Genomic DNA, 16,679 nt, shown 5'->3' on the forward strand with positions numbered 1-16,679 from the left:
TCAGAAGACTAGGGCGGCCTCGGTGTCCGGGGGGCTTCCCCCCCGGACCGTCCTTACGGGCGCAGGGCCCTGAGCAGCAGGTCGGCGAGGTGATCGGCGACCTGCTGCGGGGTGAGCGGCCCGTCCGGGCGGTACCACGTGGACAGGTGGTGGACCGAGCCGAAGTGGTAGTCCACCACCAGATCCGCGGGGGTCGCGTCGGAGAACACCCCGCTGCGCTGGCCCTCCTCGATGAGCGCCCGGAAGCGCTCGTGGTAGCGCCTGCGCTCGGCGCGGACCTGCTTGTTCTTCTCCGGGCTGAGGTGGTGCATGGAGCGGAAGAAGATGGCCGCGTCGTCGAGGTTGTCGATGGTGGTCACGACGACGTCGGCGGCGGCGGACCGCAGCCGCTGCTCGACCGGCGCGTCGGCCTCCGCGAAGGCGTCGAGGCGCTCCTGCTGGAGCCTCAGCACCCGCGAGTAGACCTCCTGGAGGAGGTCCTCCTTGGAGCCGAAGTAGTGGTAGAGCGCCCCTTTGGTGACGCCGGCCGCCTCGACGATCTCCTGGACGGACGTACGGTCGTAGCCCTGCTCCGCGAAGAGCCGGGTGGCGGCGGCCAGCAGCCTCTGGGGGACGGGAGTGCCGTTCCCGTCCGTCGTCCTGGCCATTGCCGCCACCCGCCTTTCGCTCGGCTCATCTTCTCGGAGCACACCGTGTCTACGCACGGGAACGCAGTTCCCGTCTGAGGATCTTCCCACTTGTCGTCCTCGGGAGCTCCTCCAGGACCTCGACCTGCCGTGGGTACTCGTACGCGGCCAGGCGGTCCGCGCAGTGTCCGGCGAGCTCGTGGGGTGCCACGGACGCGCCCGGGCGCAGGCTGACGTAGGCCTTCACGGTCTCGCCGCGGTCGCCGCGCGCGATGCCGCGGGGCGGCGAGATGGCCGGCGACCGAGTCGGAGAGCGCGTCGGTCTCGCGGTAGCTGAGCCGTCCGTCGAAGTAGGCGAGGGCGGTGTGCCAGGGGGCCCGGTCGACGGCGGCGCGGAAGGAGTGCACGACGGTCGCGTGCGGTGCCACCGGCGCCCGCCGGGCGTCGGTGAGCTGCGAGAGCCAAGGCCTGGCGGCGTAGCCGTCCGCGGTCACTTCGCCCTCTCTTCCCACTTCCGCTGGATGTGGTTCATGCCGGCCAGCCAGCGGCCGGGTTCGGCGGCGCGGGCCTGGTAGTACTCGGCGACCTCGGGGTGCGGAAGGATCAGGAAGCGGTCGGCCTCGATGCCTTCGAAGAGGGCGTCGGCGACGTCCTCGGGCTCGATGGCGCTGGGGGCGAGGACCAGTTCGCCGGCCGATCCCGCCGCCGTGAGCATGTCCGTACGGACGCCCTGCGGGCAGATGGCGTGGACCTTGAGCCCGCGGTGACGGTACGTCAGCGAGAGCCATTCGGCGAAGGCGACCGCGCCGTGCTTGGTCACGCTGTACGGGGCGGCTCCGATCATCGTGAGGAGCCCGGCCGCGGAGACCGTGGAGACGAACCGGCCGCTGCCGCGCTCCAGCCAGTCCGGCAGCAGGGTGCGGACGGCGCGGACGTGCGCCATGACGTTGACGTCCCAGGCGGATGCCCAGACGTCCTCGTCGGCGAAGGCGTCGCCCGGCGAGGCGAGTCCGGCGTTGGCGCAGTAGATGTCGACGGTGCCGCCGAGCGCGTCGCGGGCCTCCTCGACGATGGCGGAGGCGTCGCCGGGGACGGCGAGGGCGCCGATCTCGTCGGCGACGGCCTTGGTCCTGCCGGGGTCGAGGTCGTTGACGGCGACGCGTGCGCCTTCCGCCACGAACCGGCGGGCGAGGGCGGCACCGATCCCGCCGCCCGCTCCTGTGACCACCACGTTCGCGCCCTGCAGCGTGCTCATCGGACCTGCCTCTCCGTCGCGGTTCACTCCAGGCAGCAGACTAACCAGTCGGTATGTGGCCACGGAAGAGGCGGGCGGGAACGACCGTGTCCGGCTCGTTCCGCACGGCCCGACCGCGCGCTAGCGTGCGTGTCCATGACAGATGTAGCGATCACGGAGGTGGCGCGATGAGCCTGTCCAGACGGGGTCTGCTGGCGGCGGGAGGCGCGGTCGGCGCCCTGGCGGCGGCCGCACCGGCCGCCGCCGCGCACGGCGGGCGCAGCCGGGTCCGCACCGGCTTCGAGCGGTTCGCCGCCGACGGCTACCGGCTGGTGTCCGGCGAACGGATCGGTGTCGTCACCAATCCGACCGGCATCACCCGCGACGCCCGCCACATCGTGGACGTCATGCACGCCGACGAGCGAGTGGATCTCGCCGCCGTCTTCGGACCCGAGCACGGCTTCCGCGGCACCGCCCAGGCGGGCGGCTCCGAGGGCCGCTACGACGACCCGGCCACCGGCCTGCCCGTCTACGACACCTATCTGAAGAGCGGCCGGCCGCTCGCGGACATCTTCACCGCCTCCGGCGTCGACACGATCGTGTTCGACATCCAGGACGCCGGCGCCCGCTTCTACACGTACATCTGGACGCTGTACGACTGCATGGTGGCGGCGGCGCTCGCCGGGAAGCGGTTCGTCGTGCTGGACCGGCCCAACCCGGTCACCGGGCGGGCGGCACTCGGCCCGGTCCTGGACAAGGCGTTCGCGACCTTCGTGGGCCGCGAGCCCATCGCCCAGGCGCACGGCATGACCGTCACCGAGCTGGCCCTGCTCTTCAACGGCGAGTTCCTCACGACGCCGGTCGAGCTGGCGACCGTGCGCATGTCGGGCTGGCGGCGCGAGGACTTCTACGACGCGACGGACCTGCCCTGGGTGCCGCCGAGCCCCAACATGCCGACGCCGGACACCGCCCTCGTCTACTCGGGCACCTGCCTCTTCGAGGGCACGAACCTCTCGGAGGGACGGGGGACGACCCGCCCGTTCGAGCTGCTCGGCGCCGAGGGCATCGACCGCGCCTGGGCGGAGGCGGCCAACGCGCTGGAAATGCCCGGCGTGCGCTTCCGCGAGGCGTACTTCGCCCCGACCTTCTCCAAGTTCCAGGGCAGGACGGTCGGCGGAGTACAGCTGCACGTCCACGACCGGGAGGCGTACGACCCGGTCCGCACCGGCATCGGCCTGCTGGTGACGGCGAAGCGGAGCTGGAGCGGCTTCGCCTGGCGGTCGGACAACTGGATCGACAAACTCACCGGGTCCACGCGGGTGCGCACGATGATCGACGCGGGGGCGGACACGGACGAGCTGGTGGGCGCCTGGCAGCAGGACCTGGCCGCGTTCCGTGCCGTGCGCCGGGGGTATCTGCAGTACCGCTGAGCGGGGGTATTCCCCCGCCCGCGCAGGGGTGATGGCCGGATGGCGGGCCCTGCCGGCCCGCCGACACCCTTGACGCATGCGCGTTTCCACACGTCATCACCTGCACCGGCTCCTGCTGGCCGTCCTCTGCCTCACGACGCTCGCCGCGACCGCCCCCGCCGCACGCGCCGATGCCTCCCCCGCCGCTCGCGGCGGCGATCCGTTACCCGCGCTGGCGCGGGCGGCCGAGCCCCTGTCGGATCTCCGGCCGTTCGGCCGGATGACCGGCGAGGCGAAGGTCGTCGGGGTCGGCGAGGCCACCCACAACTCCCGTGAGTTCTTCACGACGAAGCACCGGCTCTTCCGGCATCTCGTCGAGCGGAAGGGCTTCACGACGTACGCCCTGGAAGCGAACTGGAGCGCTGGGCTCCGGCTCAACGACTATGTGCTGCACGGGAAGGGGGATCCCCGGCGCATCATGCGTGAGGAGTTCCAGAACTCCTATCTCATGTGGCACACCCGGGAGTATCTGGACCTGATCCGCTGGATGCGGGAGCACAACCTCCGGCACCCCGGCCACCAGGTGCAGTTCATGGGCAACGACGTCGGGTACGCCGGGCCGCAGCTCTTCGACACCGTGACGGACTACGTCGGCGAGCGGTATCCCGCGCTGCTTCCGCGGATCAGCCGGCTCTACCGGGCGTCGCGGCCGGCCGGGTCCGTCGACGAGACGATGAAGGCGTATCTGGTGAAGCCGCTCGACGAGCGCAAGGCACTGGCCGGTGAGGTGCGGCAGGCTCTGGAACTGCTGGAGCGGCAGCGGCCCGGGCCGGACCGCGAGCGGCACGCCTGGGTGCTCCAGTACGCCCGGGTCATCGCCGCGACCGGCGCGATGTACGCGTACGACTTCTTCGACCCGGAGCAGCTCGGTCGGGCGATGCTCCACCGGGACCGGGTCATGGCCGAGAACACGGTGTGGTGGCAGCGGCAGACCGGGCACCGGATGCTGCTCTCGGCGCACAACGGGCATGTGGGGTACGAGACGAGCAGCCCCGCCCAGTACCCGAAGCTGCAGGGCGCGTTCGTGCGCGACATGATGGGCACGGCGTATGTGAGCGTCGGATTCACCTTCGGGCAGGGGTCGTTCAACGCGCTCGACATGACCGATCCGGCCGAGCCGATCCGCAGGTTCTCGGTGGGGCCGATGCCGACGGGGAGCAATGAGCACACCCTGGAGCGGGTGTCGGGCCGCGACTACTACCTCGATCTGCGGACCGCGCCCGACGCGGCCCGCAAGTGGCTGGGCGAGGTCCGTCCGACCCGGAACATCGGCAACTCCTGGCCGGCCGAGCCGGAGCCGGTGCGGCTGGGCACCTCGTACGACCTGCTGATCCATCTCCACCGGGTGACCGCGTCGAACCGGCTCTGACCGGCTCTGACCGGCACTGACCGGCACTCGCCACGGGTCTGGCCGTCCCTCAACCGCCGCGGGATGCTGGGTCAGCAGCGGTCTTCGGTGGAGGTCCCCAGGACGGAGCCCTGGGGGGAGGAGGGACGCGCCCGTGAACGAGATGAGTGTGCGACCGTACCGGGAGATCACGTTCGACGCGGACGGCGATGCGGACCCCGCTCAGCGGGACGCTCTCGTGGGACCGGGGGTCACGGATCTCGTGATGCTCGCGCATGGCTGGAACAACTCCCGGTCCACGGCGACGCGTTTCTGCTCGCGCTTCTTCGAGCCGTTCCCGGGCCTCCTTCCGCCCGGCGCACGCGTCGGGTACGCGGGGGTCGTGTGGCCCTCGATGATGTTCACCGACGAGCCGGTGCCGGACTTCGAGGCGCTTGCCGGAGTCTTTCCGGGCCGGGAAGCGGCGTTGGGCCGGCTGGCGGTGCTGCTCGCGGAGGAACCCGCATCGCACGCGGCCTTCGATGAATTCGGGCTGCTGGTGAGGGAGTTGACCGAGGCCACGACCGCCGGACTCGTCGGCGACGTGGCCGACGACGGCGAGCCGCTGTTCCTCCGGGAGGACCCCGTCGAGGTCTGCCGGATCTTCACCGAGGCGCTCGAAGGCGCGGAACCCTCACTCGCGATCGGTGGTGGACTGAAGAAGCTGTGGAAGGGCGCACGGGAAGTGCTCCGCCAGGCCACGTACTACACGATGAAAAGACGGGCCGGGACGGTCGGGGAGCTCGGGCTCGGGCCGCTGCTCGGGCAGCTCGCCCGCTCCTCCCCCACCACACGCGTCCATCTCGTGGGGCACAGCCAGGGCGCGCGGCTCGTCGCGTTCGCGCTGCGGGGGCTGCCCGCAGGTGCCCGCCCGGTGAAGTCGGTGACCCTGCTGCAAGGCGCCTTCTCGCACTACGCGTTCGCGCCGTCGCTTCCGCATGCCAAGGGCAGCAGCGGGGTGCTGCGCGACATGCAGCACCGGGTCGACGGGCCGCTGGTCGCCTGCTTCTCACGGCATGACACGGCGCTCGGCGTGATCTATCCGCTGGCGTCCCGGATGGCAGGGGACTCCTCGACGCTCGTCGGTCTCGACAAACGTTGGTGGGCGGTCGGCCACGACGGCATCCAGGCCGTCGCCGGCACGCGCCGGCTCACCCTGGAGGAGGCGCTGCGCGACGGGCTCCCGGCCGCCGGGTGCGTGAATGTCGACGCGGCGTCGGTGGTGCGCCACGGCGGGCCGCCGTCCGGGGCGCACAGCGACATCCTGCATCCGGAGCTGGCTCGGGTCGTGCTGGCGGCGGGCAGGGTGGGGCGCTGACCGCAAGGGTGCCGGGGCCCTTCAGCCGGCCCGGCTCCAGCGTCCCCGTACTCCCGAACTCCGAGGTCAGCCGCTCGGCGACGATGGCCGGCACTGCCTCGTCCGGCAGCCGCTCTTCCTGGAACCGTGTGCTCTCCCCACCCATGGGCGCATCCTGGGCCCCGTCCGGGCGACCATCACATCCGGTACTCCAACGGATTTTCGATGGAGCCGGATCGGGTAGTCGTACGTCCATTCCTCGACGCGGAAGTACGAGCGACGAAGTACGAGCGACGGAGGTGGCGGTGCAATGGCCGGTTTCCGGAGTCTTGCGAGACAGGTGCGCGACCCGCGATGTGATCTGGCGCTGCGGCGGTATTCACTGCGCAAGTGCCTTGAGAGGTTCGCCCCGTACGGGCACAGGGCGACCTGGGACCACCTGTGCGCGAGGCACAGGATCGAGCCCGAGGACCGGGAACCCGATCCGGCGCGGCTGGTGGCCGCGCTCGATGAACTGGAGGACGCGCGGGCCGTGTGGCTCGCGTACGAGGAGGAGTTCGCGGAGCGCCGCAGGCGCGAGAAGCACGAGGGGCTGCGGCGGCCCGGCAGTTTCGACGACTGGCACCGGCGCACCTGGGGCGGCAACGGGGTCGCCCGCTGCGACGATCCGGCGGTGCACCCCTCGGACCCGCTCGGTGAGGTGCTGCGCCGGCTGATCGCGGCACTGGAGGCGGCGCCCGGAACGGTCTGCCCGGTGTGTGCGGGGAACCGGATCGTCTGGCGTCAGGGTCTGGACCACGAACCGTCGTACGGTCCGGTGTGCGCCGGGTGCGGAGTCGTGGTGCCGCAGCCCGTGCTCACGGACGAGGCCCTCAGGACCGCCAAGCGGATCCGGGGCAGGGAACTCGCGTCGGTGGCGTAGGGCCTGTTTTTTGGATCAGGCCGGAGGGACGCGGCGCGCGGGGGCGGGCCGCCGAGCGGTGGCCCCCCGCGTTGTCAGTGGCGCCTGGCACCATCGAAGGCATGATCCAGGTCTGTCTCAACGGGGCCCGTGGCGCGGGGGATTCGGCCGCGGTGCCGATGTCGCCGGACGCGCTGGCCGAGTCGGCGGCGGCCGCGCTCGCCGCGGGCGCGGCCGGCGTCCATGTGCATCCGAAGACGCCGTGTGGGAGCGACTCGCTCGCGCCGCGCGTGATCGCCCCCGTGCTCACGGCGATACGGGCCGTGGTGGGGGGCGTACCGGTCGGGGTGACGACGGGTGCGTGGGCCGAGCCGGATCCGGAGCGACGGGTGGAGCGCGTCCGCGCCTGGACGGTGCTGCCCGACCACGCGTCGGTCAACTGGCACGAGGACGGGGCGGAGGAGGTCGCGGCCGCGCTGTTGGAGCGCGGGGTGGGCGTGGAGGCGGGCCTCTGGTCCGGGACGGACGGGCCGCAGCAGTTCCTGCGGTCGCCGCTCGCGCCCCGGGTGCTGCGGGTGCTGGCCGAGGTGACGGATCCGGACCCCGCGACCGCGGAAGCCTCGGCGCTCGCCCTGCTCGACGAGCTGGGCCCGGGCGCGGCCCACGGCCTGCCCCCGAGTCCCGTTCGCCACCGGGTTCCGGCGTGCGGCGACAGTGTCGGCGCAGGTGCGCCCCTTCGGCTTCCGGTGCTGCTGCACGGCGAGGACGGCGGCGCGTGGCCGGTGCTGCGGCTGGCGCGCCGACTGGGTCTGGACACCCGGATCGGCCTGGAGGACGTGCTGTTCCTGCCCGACGGGCGGCCGGCGGCGTCCAACGCCGAGCTGGTCGCGGCGGCGGCGAAGGTACCAGAGCGGAAATCCGGTGGCCCACCGGTATTCCGGGCGGCGACAGTTGGGGCGATGCAGACCACATCCGAGGAGCCCTGACATGTCGACGCTGCGCGTCACCGCCGAACTGCTGACGATCCATGAGCATCCCAACGCCGACGCCCTCGAGCTGGCCCAGGTGGGCCTCTATCGCGCCGTCGTCGCCAAGGGTGCCTACCGCAGTGGTGACATCGCCGTCTACATCCCGGAGCAGGCCGTGCTCCCGGCCGGGCTGATCGAGGAGCTCGGGCTGACCGGGCGGCTAGCCGGGAAGGCGTCCGACCGGGTCAAGGCGGTGCGGCTGCGCGGTGAGCTGTCGCAGGGGATCGTCTGCCGGCCGAAGGCGCTCGCGGACACCGATCTCGGGCGCGCGGCCGCGGACGGCACGGACTTCGCCGAGGCGCTGGGCATCACCAAGTGGTCGCCGCCGATCCCGCCCACGATGAGCGGCGATGTCGAGTCCGCGCCCGACCTGCTCCCGTGGGTCGACATCGAGAACCTTCAGCGGTATCCGGACATCTTCGAGCCGGGCGAGCCCGTCGTGCTGACGGAGAAGCTGCACGGCACGGCCTGCCTGGTGACGTACGTCGCCGACGGCGTGGGGGTCGCTCCCGTGCCCGGAGAGCCACGGGGGAGGGTGCTGGTGTCCTCGAAGGGCTTCGGCTCGAAGGGCCTCGCGCTGAAGGAGGACCCGAGGAACCTGTACTGGCGGGCGGTGCACGGCCACGGCGTCGCCGAGGTCGCGGCGAGGCTCGCCGAGAAGCTGGGGGCGAGCAGGGTCGGCATCTTCGGTGAGGTGTTCGGCGCGGGCGTGCAGGACCTGTCGTACGGGGCGAACGCCCGCTCGACGGAGCTCGGCCTCGCGGTCTTCGACGTCTCGGCGGAGATCGACGGCCAGGTCCGCTGGCTGGACGCCGCGGAGCTGCTCGACGGTGAACTGCCTCTGGTGCCACGGCTGTACGAAGGCCCTTACGCGCTGGAGACGGTGCTCGCGTTCGCGAGCGGCCGCGAGACGGTCTCGGGGCGGGATCTGCATCTGCGCGAGGGTGTCGTGATCCGCCCGGCCACCGAGCGCTACAGCCCGGTGGTGGGCGGCCGTGCGATAGCCAAGTCGGTCAGCCCCGCTTATCTGACCCGCAAGGGCGGCACCGAGTACGAGTGACCGTCCTGGTGTGTGGTGGCCCGTCACGGGGGTGCGGGCCGCCACGCACCGCGACCGCGGGGCAGGGACCGGGTGCCGGGTGGCCCGTCACGGGGGTGCGGGCCACCGGGTGCCCTGGACCGCGCGCCCACGGTCGGCGCAATCGGCGGTGCGGACGACCGGATCCGCCGAGACTCGGCGCGTGCAGCCGAAACGCGAACCCGCCCTGACCTGGGCCATGATGGCGCTCACCATGGCGACAGGGTTGGTCGAGGCGGTCAGCTTTCTCGCGCTCGGCCCGGTCTTCACTGCTGTCCAGACGGGCAACATGCTGCTGATGTCCTTCGCGCTCGCCGGCGTCGGCGGGCTTTCCGTGGCCGCGTGTGCGGCCTCGCTGGGGGGATTCACCGTGGGTGCTGTGCTGTCCGCCCGGTTCGAATCGCACGCACAGGTGCGCGGCCACCGGTGGTTCACGGACGCCCTGTTCGCCGAGGCCGGACTGCTGGTCGTCGCCGCCCTGGTGGCGTGGGGGATGGAGCGGGGCGGCGAACCGGTCACCGGCAGGCACTACGTGGTGTCCGCGCTGGTGGCGCTGGCCATGGGGGTCCGCAATGTCACCACACTGCGGGCGAAGGTGCCGGGCATGCCCACCACCGTCACCACCCGGGCGTTCACCGCCCTCATCGGCGGTTCCCGCCTCGCGCTCGACGCCCGGATCGAACCGGGGGCGCGGAACGAGGTCCGGCGCGCGGCCTCGGTGGCGGCCATGTTCGCGGGCGGTCTGCTGGGCGCGTGGATGATCCACGACGAACGGCTCGCTCCGCCGGTGGTCCTGCTGGTCATCGGCGCCCTTGTGCTGGTGGTCGCGGTCGGCTTCTCCTTCGTGCCGCGCGAGGCCGCCTTCCCCGAGCCCCGCTGACCGGGGCCGCCGGGGCGGATCCCGTCCGCCTTCAGGCCCCGTCCTGCGGAGCGCACCGTCGTTCCGGCAGCAGCCGCGAGCCGGTCATACGGTCGCCGAAGACGTCGTCCGGGTTGGACAGGACACAGGTCTCCAAGGACAGGCAGCCGCAGCCGATGCAGTCGGTGAGATGGTCGCGCAGCCGTCCGAGCTGCTTGATGCGCTCGTCGAGCTCGGAGCGCCAGGCCTCGGAGAGCCGTGCCCAGTCCGCGCGGTTGGGCGTGCGCTCCTCCGGCAGTTCGGCGAGCGCGTCCCTGATGGTGGCGAGCGGGATGCCGACCCGCTGGGCGGCACGGACGAAGGCGACCCGGCGCAGCGCGTCGCGTCCGTACCGGCGCTGGTTGCCCGCGGTCCTGCGACTGCTGATGAGCCCTTTCGACTCGTAGAAGTGCAGGGCGGAAACGGCGGCTCCGCTGCGCGCGGACAGCTGGCCGACGGTGAGTTCGTGGATCTTCTCCGGAATCTGCGGCACCTCGGAAGCCTACGTGACCTGCGGTGCGGGCATCCGTTGACAGAAGCCTCCACCCCGACCATGCTAAGCAGTCGCTTAGACATCAGAGTGGACCGGATGAGAGGCAGGGAACAGGGACATGGCCGAGCCGAGGATCTTCACATCCGCCGAGGAGCTGACCGCGGGGGTCGGCGAGCAGCTGGGCCACAGCGACTGGCTGGAGATCGACCAGAAGCGCATCGACCTCTTCGCCGATGCCACCGGCGACCACCAGTGGATCCATGTGGACCCCGAGCGCGCCGCCGCCGGGCCGTTCGGGAAGACCATCGCGCACGGCTATCTGACGCTGTCGCTGCTGCCGACGCTCGTGCCGCAGATCATGCGGGTCGAGGGCATGAAGATGGGCATCAACTACGGGACCAACAAGGTCCGCTTCCCCGCACCCGTGCCGGTCGGCTCACGACTGCGCGCGACCGCCGTCCTCGAGAGCGTCGAGGAGGCGGGCGGCGGTGTGCAGGTCACGGCCGTCGTGACCGTGGAGCGCGAGGGTTCGGACAAGCCGGTGTGCGTCGCCGAATCGGTGTCCCGCTACTTCTTCTGACCGGGACCGGGACCGGGACCGGACCAGGGTTGCTTCTACTGCCCAGGACCAGGACCGGGATCACTTCGTCCGACCGGGACCCGAGCCGCGGCCGCTGCCCGGCGTTCCGCTCACTTCCGGGCGGAGACCATGCGCAGGACGAGGTCGGCGTAGAGTGCGCCGACCTCCTCCGGCGTCCTGCGGCCCTGGGTGCTGAACCACCGCGCCACGTCGATGCAGAGCGACAGCACCGCCAGCGTGGTCCCCGGCACGTCAGGGACGTCGAACTCCCCCGCCTCGACGCCGTCGCGCAGAATCTGGCGCACGACGGCGTCGCTGCGGCGGCGCAGCTCCACGATCTCGGTCCGGTGCTCGTCGGAGAGCGCGTCGAGCTCGTACTGCACCACGCGCGCGGTGTCGTGCCGCCCGGCGTGCCAGCGGACGAACGAGCTCACGGCCGCGGCAAGCCGCTCGCTGGGCGTGCCCCCGCCCTCGGAGGCCGTCGACAGAACCTCGAGCGCCTTGTCGTGCCCGATCCGGCTGATCCGGTGGAGCAGCTCCTCCTTGGTCTTGTAGTGGATGTAGAGCGCGGCGGGGCTCATCCCCGCACGGCCGGCGATGTCCCGCGTCGTCGTCGCGTGATAGCCCCGTTCGGCGAAGGCCTCGACGGCGGCGACCAGGAGCTTCCTCGCGGCTTCGGGAGCGACCTCGCCCCACGGCACTTCCTCGCCCGTTGTGTCCTCCGCCGCAGTCATCGCTCGCCCCTTCTCCACTCAGCAGGACGCCCACCATACCCCGAACCTGAGCAAGCGCTTAGAGCTTCTGGAACGGGTCGTGCTCGGCCAGCAGTTTCTCCAGCCGGGCCTGGTCGACACGGTTCACGATCTGTCCGGCCTCCTGCTTGTCCCTGATCACCTTGGCCAGGGTGAACGCCGAGGTCGTCAGATAGAGGACCGTGATGCCGAGGAAGGCGCGCACCCACACGTCGGCGTCCAGATTCAAGATCCCGATGGCGACCGCGCCGAGCGCGATGGCGAAGGAGGCGACGGCCTGGCCGTAGTACGCCGTCGTGTTCTGCTGCTTGACCCCTGTCTCACTCATGCCCGACAGGATGCGTGGACGCGGGCCGCGCATCATCCGCGTCCGTACTCAGGCACCCACCCGGGCAGGTACTCAGGCAGGTACTCACGCAGGCATGCAGGCACGCACTCAACCACCCACTCGGGCAGGCGGGTTCAGAAGGCGGAGACCCCCGTCAGCGCCCGTCCGATGATGAGCTTCTGGATCTGACTGGTGCCCTCGTACAGGGTCATCACCCTCGCGTCGCGGAGCAGTTTGCCCACCGGGTACTCGTCGATGTAGCCGTAGCCGCCGAAGACCTGCAGGGCGTTGTTCGCGGCGCGGACGGCCGCTTCGGACGCGAAGAGCTTGGCCTTGGACGCGGCGGTGGCGAAGTCCTGGCCCCGGTCGACGAGATCGGCGACCCGCCAGGTCAGCAGCCGCGCCGCGTCCACGTCCACGGCGATGTCGCTGATCAGCTCCTGCACCAGCTGGTACGAGGCGATCGGCTTGCCGAACTGCTCGCGCTCTCCCGCGTAGGCGACGGCGGCGTCGAGCGCGGCCTGGGCGATGCCGACGCAGCCCGCGGCCACCGACATGCGCCCCTTGGCGAGCGCGGACATGGCGATCGAGAAGCCCTTGCCCTCGGGCCCGAGCATGGCGTCGGCCGGCACCCGTACGTCTTCCAGGACCAGTTCGGCAGTGGCCTGGCCACGCAGGCCCAGCTTGCCGCGGATCGTACGGCGGGTCAGCCCGGGGGCGTCGGCGGGTATGAGGAAGGCGGAGACACCGCGGTGGCCCGGGGTGTCGTCGGTGCGGGCGAAGAGCAGCACCACATCGGCCCAGGTGCCGTTGGTGATGAACATCTTCGAGCCGTTGATGACGTATGTGCCGCCGTCCCGTACGGCGCGGGTGGCGAGGTTGCCCGCGTCGGAGCCGGTTCCGGGCTCGGTCAGCCCGAAGCAGCCTAGGGCCTCGCCGGCGGTGAGCCTCGGCAGCCAGTGCCGCTTCTGCTCCTCGCTGCCCCAGGCGGCGATGGTCTTGGTGACCAGCCCGAGGGAGACCGAGACGATGCCCCGGACCGACGAGTCACCGCGCCCGAGCTCCTCCGTGACCAGGCAGTACGCGAGATGGTCGCCGCCCGAGCCGCCGTACTCCTCGTCGACGGTGAGCCCGAGGAAGCCGACCGAGCCCAGCTTCTTCACGATCGACCTGTCGACATTCTCGGCCCGGTCCCAGTCGACGACGTGCGGGGTGATCTCACGGTCGACGAAGTCGCGGGCGAGCCGCCGGACGGCCATCTGCTCCTCGCTCAACTCCAGGTTCACCACGGAACATCCCGCCTTTAACTACCACTGCTAGTTTCTGGTTGGCAGGGCCTACTATGTGCCGCATGGCCCGACCGCGCAAGCCCCTCCTCAGCAGAGACCGCATCGTCGGGACGGCGAGCGCGCTCGTGGACGCGGAGGGCCTCGACGCGGTCTCGACCCGCCGGCTCGCCGCGGAGCTGGGGGTGAGCGGACCGTCCCTCTACAACCACTTCCGCAACAAGGACGAGATCCTGGACGCGGTCGCCGACGCGGTCAGCGCCAAGGTCGACCTGTCGATGTTCGACGAGACCGACGCCCGCGACTGGCGCACCGCACTGCACGACTGGGCCGTCTCGTACCGCGCCGCCCTCGCGGACCACCCCAACATCGTCCCGGTCCTCGCCCGCGGCCCCGGCCGCCGCCCGGCCGGCCTGAAGGTCGCCGACGCCGTCTTCGGCGCCATGGTCCGGGCCGGCTGGCCACCGGCCCAGGCCACCCACATCGGCGCCCTGATGCGGTACTTCATCACCGGCTCGGCACTCGGCTCCTTCGCCCGGGGCTTCGTGAACGACGAGACCGCGTACGACCCGGCCGACTACCCGCATCTCGGCCAGGCCCATCTGCTCGCCGACCGGCAGGAGCAGGTCGACGAGGGGGCGTTCGAGACAGGGCTCAGGGCGCTGCTGGACGGACTGGCAGTGCAGTACGAGGCGGGGGTGCGAGGGGCATGGGCGAAGAAGGAATCGACGGGTGGGCCGTAGCTGGACTGGACGGACTCCGGCTGGTGCGTACGCATCGGCTCGGAACGGGCGGTGAAGGTCACCGCGGACGGGGAGCGGCCCTCCGCGACCTGCTGGGCATACCGGCACAGGCACTGCGGTGAGGGATGCACTGCGGTGAGGGATATCGCGGTGCGCGCCGAAGAGTCCACGACGTACGGTCGCCGCATGACCAAGACCCAGTGGCGCGCCTTCGCCGCGGCCGCGACCACCGTCGTCCTCTGGGCCTCGGCGTTCGTCTCGATCCGCAGCGCCGGCGCGGAGTACTCCCCCGGCGCGCTCGCCCTCGGCCGGCTGCTCGCCGGTGCGCTGGTCCTCGGCGCCATATGCGCCGTACGCCGTGAGGGACTGCCGCCCCGGGCCGCGTGGCCCGGGATCGCGGTCTCCGGGCTGCTCTGGTTCGGGCTGTACATGGTGGCCCTGAACTGGGGTGAGCAGAAGGTGGACGCGGGCACGGCGGCGCTGGTCGTCAATGTCGGCCCGCTGGTGATGGCACTGCTCGCCGGTTGGCTGCTCAAGGAGGGGCTGCCGGCGCGGCTGCTCGCCGGGATGGGTGTGTCGTTCGCGGGCGCGGCGGTGGTCGGTCTTTCGATGTCCGGTGAGGGCTCGGCGTCCGTGCTGGGTGTGCTGCTCTGTCTGCTGGCAGCGGTGTCGTACGCCGCCGGTGTGGTCGGCCAGAAGCCGGCGCTTCGGCACGCGTCGGCGCTGCAGGTGACGACCTGGGGCTGTGTGATCGGCGCGGTGGCGTGTCTGCCGTTCGCGGGGGTGCTGCTCCGCGAGGCCGCCGACGCCTCCGTGCCGGCGACGCTGAACATGGTGTACCTGGGCGTGTTCCCGACCGCGCTCGCCTTCACGACGTGGGCGTACGCCCTGGCCCGTACGACCGCCGGGAAGATGGGCGCGACCACGTATGCGGTGCCCGCGCTGGTGGTGCTGATGTCGTGGCTCTTCCTCGATGAGGTGCCGGGGCCGCTGACACTGCTGGGCGGTGTGGTGTGCCTGGCGGGCGTCGCGGTGTCCCGCTCCGGGTCCCGTACGCCGGCCCGGAAGGACCGGGCCGGCGTCACGGAGGCCGCCGCGGCGGCCGGAGCAACCGGGGTCACGCCCGGGCAGCCGCCCGCTTCGCGAGAATCCTGATCGATACGAGCGCGATGACGGCCAGGCCGATGATGTAGCCGGAGACGGCCATCGAGGTGCCGGTCGCCTCCAGCAGCAGCACCATGACGAACGGCGCCAGGCCGCCGCCGAAGACCGCCGCGATCTGGTAGCCGAGCGAGGCGCCGGTGTACCGCATCTCCGCCGTGAACAGCTCGGCGAAGAGCGCGGCCTGCGGCCCGTACATGATGCTGAGGAAGCAGCTGGTGACGAAGGTGCCGACGGCCAGCCACAGCAGCGACTTGGTGTCGATGAGCAGGAACAGCGGGACTGCCCAGACCAGCAGGCCGACCGCGCCGGCCGCGTAGATCCGCAGCCGTCCGATGCGGTCGGAGAGCGCGGCGGAGGCGGGTATCAGCGCGAGCTGGGTGAGGCTGACGCAGAGCGAGACGGTGAGCACCGCCTCGCGCTCCATGCCGAGTTCACGGGTCGAGTAGTCCAGCACGCCGGTGATGATGATGTAGAAGGTCGCGGTGTTGACCGCGAAGGAGCCGCCGGCGAGGAAGACCGTTCCGAGGTGCTGGCGCAGGATCGTGCCCAGCGGGGACCGGGTCCGGGTCTCGCTCTTCTCCTGCTCGGCCAGGGCCTTTTCGGCCTCGCGGAACTCGGGGGTCTCCTCGACCCGGGTGTGGATGTACCAGGCGAGGCCGAGGACGAGGAAGCCGACGAAGAACGGCACCCGCCAGCCCCAGGACGCGAAGGTGGCGTCGTCGGTGAGCGCGCCCGCCGCCAGGAACACGGTGTTCGCGGTGACCACACCGATGGGCACGCCGAGCTGGACGAGGCTGCCGTACAGTCCGCGCTTGCCCTCGGGGGCGTACTCGGTGGCCATCAGCATCGCGCCGCCCCACTGGGCCCCGACCGCGATGCCCTGCATGACGCGGAGCAGCACCAGCAGGAGCGGGGCGGCGATGCCGATCGTCTCGTACGTGGGCAGCAGCCCGATGCCGGCGGTGGCGATGCCCATCAGGGTGAGCGCCAGGACGAGCATCGGCTTGCGGCCGCGCTTGTCGCCGAGCTGGCCGGCGATGATGCCGCCGACGGGCCGGGCGAGGAAGCCGACCGCGAAGGTGGCGAAGGCGGCGAGGACACCGGCCGAGGAGCTGCCCGCGGGGAAGTACAGGTCCCCGAGGACGAGGGCGGCGGCGATACCGAAGACGAAGTAGTCGTACCACTCGACGGCGGATGCGAGGGCGGCGGCGGTGGCCACCCGGCGGCGGTGCCGGTCGGTGGGAGCGGTCGACTGTGCCGTACCGGCGAGCGGGGAAGGGGGTGCCGTGTCCATGCGTGCACACTCCGATTGGGTGCGGGGGACGAGGAGTGCGGGGACCGTACCGACCGGATGGTATGGCGGTCAACGGTTCGTGCAGCAGGAGTTTTTGCTCGATCATTACCCGCCAGTAGCG

Annotated in this window: 17 protein-coding genes and 1 pseudogene; 10 read left to right on the forward strand and 8 right to left on the reverse strand. The window is 71.4% G+C overall.

All coding sequences use genetic code 11. From position 1 onward, the window contains the following. Positions 1-53 precede the first annotated feature (53 nt). From AC0699_RS01675 to AC0699_RS01685, 3 genes and pseudogenes are all read right to left on the reverse strand, one after another. Positions 54-647, reverse strand: coding sequence for a TetR/AcrR family transcriptional regulator (locus AC0699_RS01675; RefSeq protein ID WP_469767746.1), 594 nt, complete (start codon positions 645-647; stop codon positions 54-56). Between the two features lie 49 nt (positions 648-696). Beyond that, positions 697-1,120: pseudogene (locus tag AC0699_RS01680) on the reverse strand (AMP-binding enzyme). Further along, positions 1,117-1,881 (reverse strand): SDR family oxidoreductase, encoded by a 765-nt coding sequence (locus tag AC0699_RS01685; protein WP_478654324.1) that lies wholly within the window; start codon positions 1,879-1,881, stop codon positions 1,117-1,119. The pseudogene AC0699_RS01680 and the gene AC0699_RS01685 overlap by 4 nt, the downstream one beginning before the upstream one ends. A gap of 167 nt (positions 1,882-2,048) precedes the next feature. Here AC0699_RS01685 and AC0699_RS01690 point away from each other — a divergent pair, with 167 nt between their 5' ends. The 7 genes from AC0699_RS01690 to AC0699_RS01720 all read left to right on the forward strand — a co-directional run bounded on the left by AC0699_RS01690 (position 2,049) and on the right by AC0699_RS01720 (position 9,900). Further along, entirely contained in the window at positions 2,049-3,290 is a 1,242-nt protein-coding gene (locus AC0699_RS01690; RefSeq protein WP_478654326.1) for an exo-beta-N-acetylmuramidase NamZ family protein, read from the forward strand. 76 nt (positions 3,291-3,366) lie between these two features. After that, positions 3,367-4,698, forward strand: a complete 1,332-nt coding sequence (locus tag AC0699_RS01695) for an erythromycin esterase family protein (RefSeq protein WP_478654328.1) — start codon at positions 3,367-3,369, stop codon at positions 4,696-4,698. Positions 4,699-4,840: 142 nt separating this feature from the next. After that, on the forward strand, positions 4,841-6,034 hold the full coding sequence (locus AC0699_RS01700; protein ID WP_478654620.1) for a serine-threonine protein kinase: 1,194 nt from the start codon (positions 4,841-4,843) through the stop codon (positions 6,032-6,034). Between the two features lie 289 nt (positions 6,035-6,323). Beyond that, on the forward strand, positions 6,324-6,935 hold the full coding sequence (locus AC0699_RS01705; protein ID WP_478654331.1) for a hypothetical protein: 612 nt from the start codon (positions 6,324-6,326) through the stop codon (positions 6,933-6,935). Between the two features lie 101 nt (positions 6,936-7,036). Next, entirely contained in the window at positions 7,037-7,900 is an 864-nt protein-coding gene (locus AC0699_RS01710; protein WP_478654334.1) for a 3-keto-5-aminohexanoate cleavage protein, read from the forward strand. 1 nt (position 7,901) lies between these two features. Next, the gene (locus AC0699_RS01715; RefSeq protein WP_478654337.1) at positions 7,902-9,002 is read left to right on the forward strand and encodes an RNA ligase (ATP); all 1,101 of its coding nucleotides are present in this window, start codon (positions 7,902-7,904) and stop codon (positions 9,000-9,002) included. 181 nt (positions 9,003-9,183) lie between these two features. Further along, positions 9,184-9,900 carry a YoaK family protein gene (locus tag AC0699_RS01720; RefSeq protein ID WP_478654338.1) on the forward strand — a complete coding sequence of 239 codons (717 nt, stop codon included), beginning with the start codon at positions 9,184-9,186 and terminating at the stop codon, positions 9,898-9,900. A 31-nt stretch (positions 9,901-9,931) separates the two neighbouring features. Here the strand turns inward: AC0699_RS01720 and soxR are convergent, their stop codons facing one another. Continuing rightward, positions 9,932-10,411 (reverse strand): redox-sensitive transcriptional activator SoxR, encoded by a 480-nt coding sequence (gene soxR, locus AC0699_RS01725; protein ID WP_478654341.1) that lies wholly within the window; start codon positions 10,409-10,411, stop codon positions 9,932-9,934. A gap of 118 nt (positions 10,412-10,529) precedes the next feature. Here soxR and AC0699_RS01730 point away from each other — a divergent pair, with 118 nt between their 5' ends. Continuing rightward, a complete protein-coding gene (locus AC0699_RS01730; RefSeq protein ID WP_478654344.1) occupies positions 10,530-10,991 on the forward strand; it encodes a MaoC family dehydratase in 462 nt (153 codons plus the stop codon). 110 nt (positions 10,992-11,101) lie between these two features. Here the strand turns inward: AC0699_RS01730 and AC0699_RS01735 are convergent, their stop codons facing one another. The 3 genes from AC0699_RS01735 to AC0699_RS01745 all read right to left on the reverse strand — a co-directional run bounded on the left by AC0699_RS01735 (position 11,102) and on the right by AC0699_RS01745 (position 13,357). After that, positions 11,102-11,725: a TetR/AcrR family transcriptional regulator gene (locus AC0699_RS01735; RefSeq protein ID WP_469767735.1), complete on the reverse strand. Its 624-nt coding sequence runs from the start codon at positions 11,723-11,725 to the stop codon at positions 11,102-11,104. A gap of 58 nt (positions 11,726-11,783) precedes the next feature. Beyond that, positions 11,784-12,071, reverse strand: coding sequence for a YiaA/YiaB family inner membrane protein (locus tag AC0699_RS01740; protein ID WP_469767734.1), 288 nt, complete (start codon positions 12,069-12,071; stop codon positions 11,784-11,786). Positions 12,072-12,205: 134 nt separating this feature from the next. Next, entirely contained in the window at positions 12,206-13,357 is a 1,152-nt protein-coding gene (locus AC0699_RS01745; protein ID WP_478654622.1) for an acyl-CoA dehydrogenase family protein, read from the reverse strand. Between the two features lie 65 nt (positions 13,358-13,422). Between AC0699_RS01745 and AC0699_RS01750 the strand changes: the two genes are divergently transcribed. Beyond that, positions 13,423-14,100: a TetR/AcrR family transcriptional regulator gene (locus tag AC0699_RS01750; protein ID WP_478654348.1), complete on the forward strand. Its 678-nt coding sequence runs from the start codon at positions 13,423-13,425 to the stop codon at positions 14,098-14,100. A gap of 186 nt (positions 14,101-14,286) precedes the next feature. Next, positions 14,287-15,255, forward strand: coding sequence for a DMT family transporter (locus AC0699_RS01755; protein WP_478654350.1), 969 nt, complete (start codon positions 14,287-14,289; stop codon positions 15,253-15,255). On the opposite strand, the gene AC0699_RS01760 is transcribed toward AC0699_RS01755, so the two are convergent. Then, positions 15,218-16,558, reverse strand: a complete 1,341-nt coding sequence (locus AC0699_RS01760) for an MFS transporter (RefSeq protein ID WP_478654352.1) — start codon at positions 16,556-16,558, stop codon at positions 15,218-15,220. The two genes, AC0699_RS01755 and AC0699_RS01760, sit on opposite strands and share 38 nt — an antisense overlap. Positions 16,559-16,679 lie beyond the last annotated feature (121 nt).

Source organism: Streptomyces sp. NPDC043870 (genome assembly GCF_056435785.1).

Coding starts and splice junctions, on each gene's coding strand:
- AC0699_RS01675 (WP_469767746.1), bottom strand. CDS start 647: ATGGCCAGGACGACGGACGGGAACGGCACTCCCGTCCCCCAGAGGCTG.
- AC0699_RS01685 (WP_478654324.1), bottom strand. CDS start 1,881: ATGAGCACGCTGCAGGGCGCGAACGTGGTGGTCACAGGAGCGGGCGGC.
- AC0699_RS01690 (WP_478654326.1), top strand. CDS start 2,049: ATGAGCCTGTCCAGACGGGGTCTGCTGGCGGCGGGAGGCGCGGTCGGC.
- AC0699_RS01695 (WP_478654328.1), top strand. CDS start 3,367: ATGCGCGTTTCCACACGTCATCACCTGCACCGGCTCCTGCTGGCCGTC.
- AC0699_RS01700 (WP_478654620.1), top strand. CDS start 4,841: ATGAGTGTGCGACCGTACCGGGAGATCACGTTCGACGCGGACGGCGAT.
- AC0699_RS01705 (WP_478654331.1), top strand. CDS start 6,324: ATGGCCGGTTTCCGGAGTCTTGCGAGACAGGTGCGCGACCCGCGATGT.
- AC0699_RS01710 (WP_478654334.1), top strand. CDS start 7,037: ATGATCCAGGTCTGTCTCAACGGGGCCCGTGGCGCGGGGGATTCGGCC.
- AC0699_RS01715 (WP_478654337.1), top strand. CDS start 7,902: ATGTCGACGCTGCGCGTCACCGCCGAACTGCTGACGATCCATGAGCAT.
- AC0699_RS01730 (WP_478654344.1), top strand. CDS start 10,530: ATGGCCGAGCCGAGGATCTTCACATCCGCCGAGGAGCTGACCGCGGGG.
- AC0699_RS01735 (WP_469767735.1), bottom strand. CDS start 11,725: ATGACTGCGGCGGAGGACACAACGGGCGAGGAAGTGCCGTGGGGCGAG.
- AC0699_RS01740 (WP_469767734.1), bottom strand. CDS start 12,071: ATGAGTGAGACAGGGGTCAAGCAGCAGAACACGACGGCGTACTACGGC.
- AC0699_RS01750 (WP_478654348.1), top strand. CDS start 13,423: ATGGCCCGACCGCGCAAGCCCCTCCTCAGCAGAGACCGCATCGTCGGG.
- AC0699_RS01755 (WP_478654350.1), top strand. CDS start 14,287: ATGACCAAGACCCAGTGGCGCGCCTTCGCCGCGGCCGCGACCACCGTC.
- AC0699_RS01760 (WP_478654352.1), bottom strand. CDS start 16,558: ATGGACACGGCACCCCCTTCCCCGCTCGCCGGTACGGCACAGTCGACC.